This window comes from Paraburkholderia sp. GAS334 (assembly GCF_050436625.1).
Taxonomy (GTDB): Bacteria; Pseudomonadota; Gammaproteobacteria; order Burkholderiales; family Burkholderiaceae; genus Paraburkholderia.
This window is the reverse complement of sequence record NZ_JBNDMO010000047.1, coordinates 17897-30928: the sequence shown is the minus strand read 5'-3', so window position 1 is coordinate 30928 and position 13032 is coordinate 17897. Positions and strand designations below refer to the sequence as shown.

At 60.2% G+C, this 13032-nt stretch carries 17 protein-coding genes and 2 pseudogenes; 8 read left to right on the top strand and 11 right to left on the bottom strand.

The genetic code is table 11. The annotated features are described in order from the left end of the window. Nucleotides 1-293 precede the first annotated feature (293 nt). Nucleotides 294-851, top strand: a complete 558-nt coding sequence (locus P3T21_RS35930) for a BON domain-containing protein (protein WP_429260620.1) — start codon at nucleotides 294-296, stop codon at nucleotides 849-851. A 380-nt stretch (nucleotides 852-1231) separates the two neighbouring features. On the opposite strand, the gene P3T21_RS35925 is transcribed toward P3T21_RS35930, so the two are convergent. From P3T21_RS35925 to P3T21_RS35915, 3 genes and pseudogenes are all read right to left on the bottom strand, one after another. Continuing rightward, nucleotides 1232-1666 (bottom strand): hypothetical protein, encoded by a 435-nt coding sequence (locus P3T21_RS35925; RefSeq protein WP_429260619.1) that lies wholly within the window; start codon nucleotides 1664-1666, stop codon nucleotides 1232-1234. A 443-nt stretch (nucleotides 1667-2109) separates the two neighbouring features. Continuing rightward, entirely contained in the window at nucleotides 2110-2355 is a 246-nt protein-coding gene (locus P3T21_RS35920) for a hypothetical protein (RefSeq protein ID WP_429260618.1), read from the bottom strand. Continuing rightward, a pseudogene (locus tag P3T21_RS35915) lies at nucleotides 2352-3017 on the bottom strand (helicase-related protein); the annotation flags it as partial. The pseudogene P3T21_RS35915 and the gene P3T21_RS35920, both read right to left, overlap by 4 nt. A 101-nt stretch (nucleotides 3018-3118) precedes the next feature. Between P3T21_RS35915 and P3T21_RS35910 the strand changes: the two are divergent. From P3T21_RS35910 to P3T21_RS35890, 5 genes and pseudogenes are all read left to right on the top strand, one after another. Continuing rightward, nucleotides 3119-3652, top strand: a pseudogene (locus tag P3T21_RS35910) (IS607 family transposase); the annotation flags it as partial. After that, nucleotides 3649-4587, top strand: coding sequence for a hypothetical protein (locus tag P3T21_RS35905; protein ID WP_429260617.1), 939 nt, complete (start codon nucleotides 3649-3651; stop codon nucleotides 4585-4587). The pseudogene P3T21_RS35910 and the gene P3T21_RS35905, both read left to right, overlap by 4 nt. Beyond that, complete coding sequence (locus P3T21_RS35900) at nucleotides 4584-4949, top strand: hypothetical protein (protein ID WP_429260616.1); 366 nt, start codon at nucleotides 4584-4586, stop codon at nucleotides 4947-4949. The genes P3T21_RS35905 and P3T21_RS35900 overlap by 4 nt, the downstream gene beginning before the upstream one ends. Nucleotides 4950-5044: 95 nt before the next feature. Then, nucleotides 5045-5218, top strand: a complete 174-nt coding sequence (locus tag P3T21_RS35895) for a hypothetical protein (RefSeq protein WP_429260615.1) — start codon at nucleotides 5045-5047, stop codon at nucleotides 5216-5218. Continuing rightward, nucleotides 5218-5472 (top strand): hypothetical protein, encoded by a 255-nt coding sequence (locus P3T21_RS35890; RefSeq protein ID WP_429260614.1) that lies wholly within the window; start codon nucleotides 5218-5220, stop codon nucleotides 5470-5472. The genes P3T21_RS35895 and P3T21_RS35890 overlap by 1 nt, the downstream gene beginning before the upstream one ends. A 64-nt stretch (nucleotides 5473-5536) precedes the next feature. On the opposite strand, the gene P3T21_RS35885 is transcribed toward P3T21_RS35890, so the two are convergent. From P3T21_RS35885 to P3T21_RS35860, 6 genes are all read right to left on the bottom strand, one after another. Then, entirely contained in the window at nucleotides 5537-5761 is a 225-nt protein-coding gene (locus P3T21_RS35885; protein WP_429260613.1) for a hypothetical protein, read from the bottom strand. 96 nt (nucleotides 5762-5857) lie between these two features. After that, complete coding sequence (locus tag P3T21_RS35880; protein ID WP_429260612.1) at nucleotides 5858-6958, bottom strand: primase-helicase zinc-binding domain-containing protein; 1101 nt, start codon at nucleotides 6956-6958, stop codon at nucleotides 5858-5860. A gap of 243 nt (nucleotides 6959-7201) precedes the next feature. Further along, complete coding sequence (locus P3T21_RS35875; RefSeq protein ID WP_429260611.1) at nucleotides 7202-7723, bottom strand: single-stranded DNA-binding protein; 522 nt, start codon at nucleotides 7721-7723, stop codon at nucleotides 7202-7204. 11 nt (nucleotides 7724-7734) lie between these two features. Beyond that, nucleotides 7735-8385 carry a hypothetical protein gene (locus tag P3T21_RS35870; RefSeq protein ID WP_429260610.1) on the bottom strand — a complete coding sequence of 217 codons (651 nt, stop codon included), beginning with the start codon at nucleotides 8383-8385 and terminating at the stop codon, nucleotides 7735-7737. Between the two features lie 206 nt (nucleotides 8386-8591). Then, nucleotides 8592-9020: a hypothetical protein gene (locus P3T21_RS35865; protein ID WP_429260609.1), complete on the bottom strand. Its 429-nt coding sequence runs from the start codon at nucleotides 9018-9020 to the stop codon at nucleotides 8592-8594. Between the two features lie 119 nt (nucleotides 9021-9139). Further along, nucleotides 9140-9706 carry a hypothetical protein gene (locus P3T21_RS35860; protein ID WP_429260608.1) on the bottom strand — a complete coding sequence of 189 codons (567 nt, stop codon included), beginning with the start codon at nucleotides 9704-9706 and terminating at the stop codon, nucleotides 9140-9142. A 301-nt stretch (nucleotides 9707-10007) separates the two neighbouring features. Here P3T21_RS35860 and P3T21_RS35855 point away from each other — a divergent pair, with 301 nt between their 5' ends. Beyond that, nucleotides 10008-10571 carry a nuclease-related domain-containing protein gene (locus tag P3T21_RS35855; protein ID WP_429260607.1) on the top strand — a complete coding sequence of 188 codons (564 nt, stop codon included), beginning with the start codon at nucleotides 10008-10010 and terminating at the stop codon, nucleotides 10569-10571. Nucleotides 10572-10744: 173 nt separating this feature from the next. Continuing rightward, nucleotides 10745-11002, top strand: coding sequence for a hypothetical protein (locus P3T21_RS35850; protein ID WP_429260606.1), 258 nt, complete (start codon nucleotides 10745-10747; stop codon nucleotides 11000-11002). Here P3T21_RS35850 and P3T21_RS35845 read toward each other — a convergent pair. Together P3T21_RS35845 and P3T21_RS35840 are read right to left on the bottom strand one after the other, a co-directional pair. Further along, the gene (locus P3T21_RS35845; RefSeq protein WP_429260605.1) at nucleotides 10999-11877 is read right to left on the bottom strand and encodes a TrbG/VirB9 family P-type conjugative transfer protein; all 879 of its coding nucleotides are present in this window, start codon (nucleotides 11875-11877) and stop codon (nucleotides 10999-11001) included. The genes P3T21_RS35850 and P3T21_RS35845 overlap by 4 nt on opposite strands. After that, nucleotides 11874-12575: a type IV secretion system protein gene (locus tag P3T21_RS35840; RefSeq protein ID WP_429260604.1), complete on the bottom strand. Its 702-nt coding sequence runs from the start codon at nucleotides 12573-12575 to the stop codon at nucleotides 11874-11876. Before P3T21_RS35840 ends, P3T21_RS35845 begins: the two co-directional genes overlap by 4 nt. Between the last annotated feature and the right edge of the window lie 457 nt (nucleotides 12576-13032).

The window sequence follows — 13032 nt, the reverse complement described above, 5'->3', positions numbered from 1 at the left end:
CGACGGTGGACAACCCGCGACTCATCGCTCAATGGAGGCTAAACCGCACATCGATCGCAACTGCAAATCTGTCCGTCGAAGCGGGTCAACCTCATGATGGGGATGACCCGGCACCGTGGACGGTTAGGCAGTTGAGTCAGCTGGCCGGACCGGACAAGTCCGGTGATCGCGGTGGCGCCTGCCGGTGTGGATTTCGAGTAAAACCAGATATGGAGACATGGCAGGACTTGGCCCTTCGGGAGCGGAATGCTACGGGGGGCTCCTCGCATCAAGCCGGGCTCAGGAGGACATCGATGACGATCGACTACCGCTGCATGCTGTGCGCGCTGATGCTGGTGACGCCCAGCACGCATGCCGAGGACGACCTGCAGAACCGCGGTCATGACCCGTTCTTCCAGGCCTCCTCTGCGATTCCCAACTGCCCGGAGCCCGCCGGCCCGCGCGTGAATGAAGCCGAGTGGAAGCGCGAATCGCATCACCGCATCGAGCACGGCAATCACTGTTGGCTGGAAGGGCGCTGCCGCCTGCCGAACGCCTTCGCTTACGACGAGGAGATTGCCGACAGCACGCACCGCCGGCTGCAATGGCTGTCGGCCAACCTGCCGGGGTGGCGGCAGAGTACCTTGTGGGTGACGGTGTGGCAGCGTTGGGTGCTGGTCCAAGGCTGCGTGGCACCGGACTTTCCGGTGGCGCCGTTCATGGCCGCGCTACGCGAGGTTCCCGATGTCGAGAGCGTCATCGATGAAACTACTGCGCATCCGGAGCGGGGTGTGCCTTATGCGCAGTTCCGCAAGGGCCCGTCATCGCAAGGCAGCATGAAAGCGGGCGCGGTCGACAGCCCGGTGCCGTAGACCGGATAACGCATGTCCATGCCGGTTCAGCCTCGCGGAACAAGGGTTTCGAGACGCGAAATCATTGTGTCACCGGCGAAAACCGGCCGCGCAGGCTGGCAGGGACGCAGAGCAGCAAGGTCTCAGTCCGGCCAGCCAGAGACGTTCAACCAGACCGTCACGCGGACGTTCGGACGTCCGCTCCACCCCAAACAAGCGACTTACGCTCGCGATCATATCGATCGACGCTCGCCTCCCCGTGCCACCACGATCATGTTAATGGCGTCGATGTCCGCCAGCATCACGGGCACCGGCGCCCCCCGTATCGCGATCCAATCGTCAGGCTGGAGGCGCGGGAATTAAAGGACCGGGAGCCTGCAAACCTTCGCGACGTGAACCCATCAGTGGCTCGACTCGCGGAAGCCAGAGACCACGACCTTTTTCCCCTCAAAGTACTCTTGCACACCTTGCTCGCAATTCTTTGGACACGTTGTACCGTCCTTGGCAGCGCCTGACACGGTGACCGCCCTGTAGACAACGGATTCGATGAGCGTCCCGTCGGCTGCGACGACGATGTTCAGATCAGTTTCGACGCCGGCTGGCACGGCTCCGCCGGCGTCATAAAAGATTTGCATGGTGCCGGTGCAATCGGAGTTCACCGTGTAGAGGCCGTGCTGGGCCGAATTGAATGTCGTCTTTCCCCCTTTCGGCAACCCGCCGATCATGCCGAAGTCGGTGCGTTGAAATCCGCCCGTACCGTCGAACGTCACCAGGGCGACGTCATCGAGGATCGACGGGGCGTCGTACGGATGCAACACACCATCGGCAGTTTTCAATCCAAGAATCTCTCCGTGACCGATAAACCCAAACGGTCCCTTTAGCGTTGCGTTCGAGCAAAGGCCGTCGTGGTCGCCGGCCTGCGCGGCGCCACTGAGCGAGAGAAGATTTCGGACAAAATGACAGGCGCATTCAGAATCGTGCGGTGCGAATAATGCGCTCGCACCGTGTAGCGAATGCCTGCGGAGGCTTCAAAGGTCGGCCAGCACGTAGGCGAGGATGGCCGTTGCACCCTGGAAGCTGCCGTTGACGTGGCCTCCCGATCATCGTCCGCAACGGGTCGGCTTCGGCCTGACGCCCTGAAGCTGTATAAGTCGCCGACTTCTTGCGCTGCAATACCCGATGCAGGCGTCAACCGAAGAATCCGAATACCAAAAAAAAAGCCCGGTGGTTTAGCCGGGCTGTGTTTAAGGAACGGTGGCCGCCGAAGCGGCCAGCCTCATCAGGCAATTTGGGATCCGCCCTGCCCGACTGGCCGCGACAGCATCGTGGTGACTGCACCGGACACCTGCCAGCCGACAAAGCTGCGTTCGTGGCTTTCGTGCACGAGCCGGTCGAGACACAGCAACTCGACGCCCTCGCGTTCGACCTGACCGAGCACCCTCGCGACGACCGCCTTACGCGTACCCTCGCGCTTCACGGTCACGACGCCGTCGCCCACCGTCACAGTGACGTTCGACTCTTTCATGCTGCTTCCTTTAAAAGTTTCCGCATGTCTGCGGTGGATTGATCGTGCAGACTCGCCAGATCCTCAACGAAGCGATCGAGCAGCGAATCCATGTGCAGGAACGTCTCGTCTTCCAGTTCCGGCGTCGCCCAGTCCAGTCCCGCCTGCATGGAATCGCGTTTGTGCGCGACCATCTGGTCCTGATACTCGTCGACGCTACCGGGCAGGTGGAAGTACTCCACCTGCAAGACGCCCTTGCGGTTCCAGCGCAGCGCGCGCCGCATCGCCTGATACTCGATGCGCCACGTCCACGACCGGTCGTAAAACAGGACGTAGTCCGCATTGGGCAGGTTGTAGCCCGCCCGGCCCGATGACTTCGTGGCCAGAAGGCCGGTCGACAGGCCCGTCAAGAACCGACGGTCCTTCTCGGCAACACGCTTCTTGATGGGGATTTCACCGTGAAACAGAACGGTGTCGACGCCATCGGATTTCATCTCGCGCGCAATCAGGTTGAGGACACCCGGGTTTTCAGCGAACAGGATCGCCTGTTTGCCTTCCGCGGCGATCTCCCGCATCCGGTCGATCGCCGCTCGCTGCTTGCTCGTCAGACCGGACAGCTTCGCGACACCTTCCATCCCGTACTTCGGATAGTTGGCTGCGAAGTGAACGGCCCGGAGGTATGCCGCGGCGGCCGCGACCTGGGCGTCTTTAAAGTTTTGTACGAGCTTGTTGTACATCGTGCTTCCCTCACGAGAGACGGGAGAGCACGCCCAACGGGAGCAATAACGCGAAGCGCTTGCCGTCAGGGCATCGGTACTTTGACGAGTCCGACGTTCGAGCGTTGCTCGGCGGCACACCTGAGAAGCGCCTGACCGTTGTGTACTGCCGTGTCAGTAGCGCGGTCCAGCGTGACGACCTGGCTTCTCAGGTTGGAGCGATGGAGCAGTATTGTCGTGCTGGTGCTATCGCCGTTGACGAGTGGATTCAGGAAGTCGGAGGCGGCATGAACTTCAAGCGCAAGCGCTTCCTCAATCTGATTGAGCGCATCCAGCGCGGCGAGATCGAGCGGGTGTTAATCGCTCACAAGGATCGCCTCGTTCGCTTTGGATTCGACCTGCTGGACCATCTTGCCCGTGAGCACGGCTGCGAAATCGTCGTGGCCAATCAGGAGTCGCTGTCGCCCGAGCAGGAAATGGTAGAGGACCTGCTCGCTATCGTGCATACGTTCTCGTGTCGCCTGTACGGGATGCGTAAATACAGGAAGCAGATCAAGGAAGACTTCCCCGGAAGCAAGGAGTCGAAGGAAATCTTGCAATGACAACCGTTACCCGCACGCTGTACGCAACGCCATCCTCGCTGCCTGCGCTTGGCGCGGTGTGCGACGCGATGGCGTTCGTGCGCGCCGACCTCTGGCGTCGCTTTGGTGCGCTGAGGAACGTCGGCAAGAGTGCGGCTGACATTCGCAAGGAAGTGACGGCTGCCGGCTGGTATGCCGGGCTCGCGGTGGACGGTACGATCCGCGCCGAAACCACAAAGGATGCCGTCAACGACATTTTGACGTACAAGGCGGCTGCCTGCGCGAAGGTGCGCCAGGCCGTCGCGAAGCGGACTTCAGATGCTACCGAGCGCAAGCGGCTCTACACACTGCTCAAAAGTGACCAGTGGCTCGAAGACTCGTATCTGCACCGGATGATGCGCAAGCACTTCCGTCATGGTGTATCCGCTTCCGGCAACCGGCAGAAAGAGTTTGGTCGCGACAGCGCTCATCTGGTCGTTGACGTCGGCTACTTCACCACTGACTGGGTGTACGCCAACGGCTTCACGATGGACGACAAGCGCAGCGGCGGCATCCCTGGCGGCGCATCGCAGGTCTATCAGCGTATCGCTGCGCTCCTCGCCCGCGACCAGGACGAACAGATTGACGATCTTGAACGGATCGACAAGGCACTGCGCGAGCGCTCGCCTTTCTTCTTCTACGGCTCCGACATTGACCTCGATCCGTATTTGGAAAAGTCGCAGCCCCTGATCGCGGGCGTGGTGAAAGAAATGCAGAACAACGTCGGCCAGCTCACGAACGTTCGCTCGATCATTATCTCGGGTGGCGGGGCCGCGCTCTACGCCTCCGCGATCCGCAAGGCGTTCCCGCGTGTGACGCTTGAAGTGATCGACGCGCCGTGTCTTGCCAACGCAAAGGGCTTCCTGGTCGTGGGCGAAGCGGGCCTCGCACGGGAACGTGCGACTGCGAAAGCATGAGCGAGAAATTTGACATGAAGCTGGTCATCGATGCGGTGACCACGCCACTCCTGCATGCGCGGCTCACTGCCGCCGGTTCGGCCCGCGAGCGCGCGGCGCTCCTGCGCTCGCTGGCCGAATCGGCGTTACGGGCATCGGAAGACTATCGAACCACAGGTGCGCGTTTCACGTCTGCGGCGCAATCCGACTCAGCGTGGCATGCGGCCCCTTCGGGAGTTGAATCTCGGGACGGTGTACGAGCACCCGCGCGCATCGCTTCGGCAGATTACGTCGCGTCAGGCCGTCCGACCGTTTCCAACGAGGCGACGATCGATGCGTTCGATCCTGACGCCATCGGAGATCAGTTCGCAGCGTTCTATTGACGCGAGCTTGACTTCGCGGTGCAGATGCGAAGATGAGTCATACCGGTGTTCAGGACGCGACGCGTTATGCACTGGTACACAAACAAGGAGGATGTATGTCAGAGGTGCTAGGAGTCATTCAGGCGGTATTGCATGGTCATCTGTCGGAAGTCGTGCATGAGCCCCGCAACTGGCTGGGTCTCGCGACGTTCATCGCGGTCTGCATCGCGGGCTGGTTTGCAGGTGACGTAGCGTTTGCCTGTACGGAGAAACTGAAGGAGAAGGAATGATGGATGCACTCGACCGGCTGGTCCCGTATTACCGGGCATTTAACCGCCTGCCGTTCGTCGTGCGCCGCATCCTGCTGGTGATGATGTTCCTGGGCAGCTTTGTGGTGGGCGTGAAACTGAGGCCTTACTCCGAGGACCTTGGCTTCGCGTTCCTGATGAGTGCCTTGTTCGGCCTTTTGTGGGCGACGGGCGTGTGGCGGTTGTGGAAGCCCCTCGCGATCATTCTGGCGATCTGGCTGCGGATGAATTACTAGGACCAAAAACCGATGGACGAAAAAAAACGGCATCCTTTCGGATGCCGTTGTCGTTTCAGGGGTGTTAATGAGGCCTCGCAGTCCCGACAATCGCGATGCGACGTGTGCAAAAATCCCACGCTGCGTCGAACGGTTGGTCGCGGCAGAGATACTGCGCACTGCCCTCGCCTTTGCGGTCGATCACGTCGAACGCAACTGCGTCCGACTTCTGTGCAGGTTGACGGCCGCCAGCAGCGCCCGTCGTCCCCGCAATCTCGAACCTGCCAACCAGTACACGAAAAGAGCTCATTTCCTTCTCCAAAGAAAAAAGCCCGATGCGATATTCCCGATGGGGAAATGTCCCCACCGGGCAGATTAAAGAGTTACCGGCGCGAGTCGGAATTTTTCAGACAGCAGCCGCCAATTGCGCGACCTGTTGCGACGGACGCTTTGCCTGCCTTACGTCCTCTTTTGCTTGAATGCGTTCGCCCCACTCATCTGCGAAGTCAGTACCGCGTTTCTTCGGTCGGTGAATGATTGCGGTGTAGCCTTCGGCACGCAGACGTTTTGCGAGATCGACTCCCGCGACAACACCGACCGACTTGCGGGTCTTCGGGTCGACTTCATCAAAATCAACGAAAATGTGAACGGTGTGGATACCCAGGCCTTCAGGCACCACGAACTGCTTTAACTGAACGCAGTTCAGGCAGTACCAGACCGGCACGCCAAAAATCATGTGCGCGGCGTAGACCGTTTCAAGCCCCTCCCCAACACCGATCTCGCCGTTCACTGGCTCCATCAGTCGGACGGCTCCGCCCGCAAGCGGGTTAAGCGTCATGTCGTTCAGTTTCGAGTCGAGGATCTCGCCGTCGCTGGACACGATCGTGGCCTTTGCAGGCTTCGAGCGATCCAGAAACGTTCGATGCAGCGTGCCCAGCCGACCATCGGGCAGCTCGTAGCGCGCGATGATGCCGGGCCACGTGCCGATCACGCGATGATCGTGCCGGTAGTCAAGCATTGCCAGACGCAACGCTCTGGACGGCGCAACCTTGAGGCCCGGAATCCGCGCCTCAAGGTATTGCATCGCCAGATCGCCAGCTGCCAGCGGCTGTGACCGCTCCAGCATCGAGGTGAGCCGCTTCTCGAGGTACGCGCGATCGGGTCTGCGCTTACGCGCGGGCGCAGGCGTTGAACGTGGCGACGACTTCGCTTTCGCGAATGCATCGCTCAACGATCCACCGTCGAGTTCGCACATCAACTCCCGAAATGTCATGCCGCTCACGCGACAGATCATTTCAAGTCCGTCACCGGCTTTAGGATCACCGTCATTGCAACGACGGCAGATCCAGTCACCGCGGCCGTGCTTGTTGTCATAGGTGAAGCGGTCAGAGCCGCCGCACATCGGACACGGTGCAGCTCGACCGGTGAGCGAACTCTCGGGCACTCCATACTTCTGGAATAGCGAGAGCCACTGTGCCGGCGTGAGCTTCAGGTCCTTCACATTCATGGGTCACGCTCCTTTGTATGGAAGTGGGTTAGGTCGATGCCTGAGACAGGCGTGAAAACGCGTGCTCAAAAAAGCTGTCGGCGCGCATTGGGCGGACAGCTTTTTTCAGCAGACGGGCCGGCTGGATTTGGCGCGGGGGTGCGCGGTAGAAGATGTCGAGCAACACACCCGAAGGTGTGTTGCATCAACGATGGTGAGGATTTACAGGAGTCGAGGTGAGCCGATACGGGATCAGACGAGACCTCAGAACGGTATGTCGTCGTCCATTTCGTCGAAACCTCCTCCACGCGGTGCACCTCCTCCAGCGACGTTTTGCTGGGGCTGTGCAGCCGGTCGGCCAGCGCCCGAAGGTGCAGACAGGGGTTGCGAAGAACGATTGCGACCCGAGCGATCGGAGCCACCTTCGCTGTCATCGCGCTCGCTTCCACCGCCGCGGCCGCCGAGCATCTGCATCTGTTCCGCAACGATCTCAGTCGAGTAACGGTCAGTGCCGTCCTGCGCCTGCCACTTGCGTGTGCGGATGCGCCCTTCGATGTAGACCGACGAGCCTTTCTTCAGATACTCGTTGACGATCTCAGCGAGGCGGCCAAAGAACGACACGCGATGCCATTCGGTTGCTTCTTTCATCTCGCCCGATGTCTTGTCCTTGTAACGATCGGTTGTTGCGAGCCGGATGTTGGCCACAGCGTCACCGCTGGGCAGATAACGCACTTCGGGGTCCGCGCCGAGATTGCCGACGAGGATGACCTTGTTAACAGATGCCATCTAAAACTCCTTTACTTGGTAATTGACCAGAGCCACTTGTCCCACATGACCGGTTTGCCTTCGCGCATCTTCGGGGCGCCCGTTGAGTCAAACGCCTGTACTTTGATTTTGCGTAGACGCCGAACGGAAACGACGTTGCCGATTTCGCAACGGGATTCGGCGATCGCGTCTTTCAGGCCTTCGCCTTGCAAGGTCCGCTCGCCCGTCGTGCTGAGGATATGAACTGCGAACGACGTGTAGAAGCGCAGACCGTCGCCATTGCGGCGCGGGAATTTCTCCTCGCCCCACGACAGGATGCGACCGGTTACCGGACTCGAGTCTCCCGCTTCATAATGCAAGCGCGAACGCGACTGTTCGGAAATTGCCTGCGGCCCAACGTCAGCTACGCGGCTCGACTCGATCACCGTGCGGCTTGCGGCCGCGGGTGTTGACGGGTCGGGCGCTGCCTTGGTGGTCGGCCGCCCTGCACCGCGGATCGCGATAACAATCGCTTCCTTCAGGGGACACCGATGCACGACTTTCTGGCTCCAGTGCGGCGCGAGATCCGGGAGGATCTTCAGGCCGAAGCTGGTTTCCTGAGTCTGTTCATCGAACGCAGGTTCGAACTGCACGATGCAGTCTCCCTCGTCGACAAACAGCGTGGGAACGCCAGCAATTGTCATGTGCGTTTCATTCTCGGCGCCCTGCCCGATCACACGGGGTGACGCGGACGAAGTCGCGCTTGAGTCCATCGCGGTTGCCGATGGGGCTGACGCGGTTGCGGCAGATGCGGGTGGGGGAAACGTGGTGGAAGTAGCGGCCGGTTTGCCCGGGAAGATATCCGCGAGAACGCGGGTGAAGAAAGCTGCTGCGCTTGCCATGTTCTCTCCTACAACAAGCTGCCGAAAACTGCGCGCTGAAGCTCGCGCAGGTCGCAGGCGAGTAGTGGCGTGTCCAGGATGAAATCGCGGAGAAACCGGACTTTCGTTCCGCTGACTTCGCACACGTGCACGTACGGAACCGCACCGTCCCAATAGCCCATGATCCAGCCGAGCGTCGCGCCGTAGTCCGTGGCATCGATCTTTTTGTTTCGAAGCCGGTCGGAGATCAGGTATGCGCAGTCCATCAGCGATTCAGGCATCTTGTCGCCGCGGCGACTATCGCGTGCCCGCGATATCAATGCATCGACCATTTTGTCGCGCACCGACTCGCTCCACAGATGTGGATCGGGCAATGGGTCTGGCTTGGGGATGAGGATGTGAACCGGCGAGGATTCGTCGAACATGTCGAGCTGCCAGGCAGCCACATGAGTGTTCATGAGATTGCTCCGGTGAGGCCGGCAATCTCATAGCCCGTGCCCGGGAATGGATTCCCGGCAAGGGTAGAGGCGTTGCCGCCGTGAGATTCACGGCGGCAACGGGTTAAGACAGTCCCGCGTTAGCGGGTGGCTGTTTTGAAGGGAAGAACGACGGCCGACTTCGCGTACTGCGGGGCGGGTGCGGCTTCGACACTCGCATCATTCGCGGCATTTGCCGATGCTGGAGCTGGGGTTGCCTTGACGTCGACCGGTGTAGCGACGACGGTTACGGCTTCAGCGGCTTTCGCAACTTCAGCCTTGCTGGCTTCGACTTCGGCAGCTTCCAGGGCCTTCGCCTTCAACATCATCTGTTTGTGCAGCCAGCGCGCGCCGAGCAGAAAAAGAAACGCCGCAACGAGAAACGACGCGGCTGCCATGTACACCACAAAACACAGGAGGAACAGCTTGACCGGTGATTTGATGGCGTCTTTGAAAAGATGCTTCAGCATTTTTCTCTCCAGAAAAATCTCCTGCACAGGGGAATGTCCGGACAACGTCCGGTGGTTTCGATGCTCTGACGAGCAGGGAAAACCGGCGCAAAGCGCTTTCGTGTGCGCCCGGGGGGACGAACACGAAAAAGCTTTCACCGGCATGGAACAGGGAACTGATGGGAAAGCGACAGAAGGGACGCGCGAGTGCTCGCTCACGCGTGTTCGATGCGTCTGAAGACGCGGGGGGTAGCCACAGGTTAGCGCGCACACGTCGCGCGTAATTCCCGAATGCTCGCCAAAGCGATGCAGCTTACGCAGTGCGCGTGTCGGCTCGTCGTGCGTAGACGGGAAACCGGTTGACCGTCTTAACCCGGAATGCTCGACAAAAACCTATAGCTTTCTCAGGCTCGCTGAAAGCTCATCGACAGAAAGCGCTTGAATTGTAGTGATTGCTCTCGCAATCTCCGCGACTTGACTTCGCAAATTGCCTGGCAGACTCAAGACATCTCAACCACAGATGCCCGCCATGTCTACCCTCCTTTGCTTTGTCGCGGTTGCTGTTCTCGCCTGGCGCTCCACCCGGCGCAAGTTAAATACCCGCACGTCCAGATTCCCGGCTCCCCGTACCAGCAGACAGGCGGCGGGTGACGCGGGCGAAGCCGCCGTTCACGCGGAATTGCAGCGCACCCTGCAATGGCTCTGCGGCGATGACTTCCACCTTCACGCAACGCCCATTCTTCTGCACCACGCGCCGGGCTCGCCCTTTCCGACCGCCGAAGTCGACCACCTTGCCATCACGCCGTTTGGACTGTTTGTGATCGAGACGAAGAACTGGAGCGGCGCGATCGAGCCGGGTCCGAACGCGGACACCGTGATCCGGGTCGCGGCAGACGGCAGCTACGAGATCAGGCGTTCTCCCATTGCCCAGAACCGCTCGAAGGTGGCATTTCTTAGAGGCGTGCTGCCCGGTATGTGGACAGTTGAGGGGTTGGGGGTATTTGCCAACGAGCACTGCACGCTGTCGTCGGCCCTGCCGCTCGCCCTGATCTTCACACCGGGACGAAAGATAGGCGACGTGTAGATGTCATCCTGCTTGAATTTCTCTTTCAACTCGGTTCCGTTCCTGCCCTGGTCGACGAGAAAATTGTCGACGGTCAGTCCCGGCTTAGTGCGCGTGGTGGCATCAGCCGCAATGGGCGCCGAGGCAACGCGGGCTTCGGACGCGGCCGCGCGGCGAGCCGCCGACTGCTGGTCGTGGATGATCTTTTCGACATCTTCAGTGCTGTTCGTCTTGTCGACGACCTCTGCGGTCTTCGCCTTCTTCTGCAACTGCACTTCTTCGTCGGCCTGATGACTGGCCTTGACCTGGTAGTAAAAGCCGAGCGCGCCTATGACAAGGCCCGCGACAATGCCCGCGCTGATCAGTGCGTTACGCGGCGACTTGCCCTTGACGATTTCCGCCTGATCGTTCGACGTTTGTGCGTTCTGCTTGGCCATGGAGAACGCTCTTAGAAGCCGAACGGGCCGGGACGACCACGCGTGATGGTCACCTTGTCGTCCGCTGCGCGCAGCACGATTTCATCGGCCATTTCCTGCACGACGATGTACTGGCCGCGGCGGATGAAATTGGGACTGACGATGTCGCCGTGGTCCTTGACGATCGGCACCGCGAACGGCGCGTTCACCGGCAGCCGCATCCACACCGACTTGCCATCGTCAAACACCGTCTCCGGCTTGAACGCAGCCGAACCCGACACCTTGTAGTCAAAATTCAGCTTGTCGGGCGACACACCGATCGGGCCGGAGTCTGGCATTGCGCGCCCGCCCTCACCTGCGTCCGGATCCCCCGCCGCGTCGGCGCGTGCACGGACCTTCGCAACGAGCGATGTCGGATAGTTAAACCGCACGGTCTGGTAAAAGAGGCCACCCATCGGCGAGGACACGAGCGTCATGTCGTATTCGCGCTGATTGGTCGTCAGGTGCATCGTGTTCACGAGACCGGGCTTCGTCGGTTTGACGAATACGTGGTTGGCGCCGTCCGTGTCGATGATCCACTGGATCGAGTCCCCCAACGCCGGCTCGGTCACAAGCGACTCGCCGCGCGCGAGCTCGATCGTGGTGTTCTTCAGCGGCGCGGTCATGAGGCGATAGATCTGGTCGCGGCTATACGTGAATACCGCCATACGTGCGTCACCCGGCATGGTGATCGGATCGACGCCGACGTTGTACGGATTGATCGGGCTCATCGGATCGTTGACGGCGTCGGCGAGATCCAGCGAAGCGGTCGATACAGCGGCAGTCTTCTTTACGGCAATCGCCGGGGTGCTGGCACCGATGCATGCGATAGCGGCACCGAGTACGGCGAGCTTGCGAGAGTCGATCATCATTGGGTTTTCTGGATAGTCCACAACGGGAAGAAGATGCCGAACGGATTCGCCCCGAGCGCCTCTTCCTGCGTGGGTGGAACGATCTGGTAGCGGAACGTGAGCGCGTATTTCTGAACGACCGGCTTGTCGGTCGGCGTCTGCGTCGCGCTGGTCGTGAATTCGACAACCGCTGTCGAGTCTTCGAGGAGCGCCACGTTCGTGACCTTCACTTCACGCACGAGCTTGGGATTCGCCGTGATGGCCTGAAACGGCGCGTCGGTCTTGACCCAGTCTGCGAACTGGTTGCGACCGTTGCCCGTCATCTGCGCCTTAACGCCGTTGATGTTGCGGGCCATGCGCGAGGTCTGGATGTCGTCGGTCAACACGGGCTCGATCGTGAACCAGCGCTCGACCGACTCTTTGAGTGACGTGCGGATCGCCTGGTCGTCTGGCTTGTACGCCGTGAGTTCGCGCACGATCGGATGACCGCCCGCGTCAGCCGATACGCCATAGGAGCGGACAACTGAAGGTGCCGGGTTACGCGAGAGCACTGCTGCCCCGGCGATGAACGCGAGAACGAAGCAGAAGAGTTTCCAGTGGTTGGCCTCGACGACAAGGCGAGCGCCGTTATCGAAGATGATCTTTTCGGGATCTTCTTCCGAGTAGCCGCCAGGGGCGGTCGAAAGGGCTATCTGTTTTTTGCTGCGGAAGAGACGCATGACGGTTGATCCAATTGGGCCGACTCAATTGAACCAGCGCGCATGGGAAGCCATTCATACAAAAGAGACTCGATTTTGGACACCTTTTTGCCACGGCCTGCTTCGGCTCTAATTGTGCGGAAGACGGTCAACCGGTTGACCGTCCTAACCCGGAATGGTGTTGAAAATCAGGTAGCTTTCGAGACTTCGCGGACCGCGTGATCCGCGATAATCGTGAGCGGAAGTTTCACTTGTTTCTGTACGCGCTCGATCTCAGCCCGTTGATTCTATGAATGTTCTGGATCTGGAGACGGTCAACCGGTTGACCGTCTTTTTGCCGAAATTGCAATAAAGGCCATCCGATTGTTTCCGCGTCGGGCAGTGGGCGCGGCCATGCAACGATGTTCAGCCGCACCCGATTTCTTGACTGTGCATTGGATCGTGCATCTTTGCGATACACGACCCGAGATAACGCCCC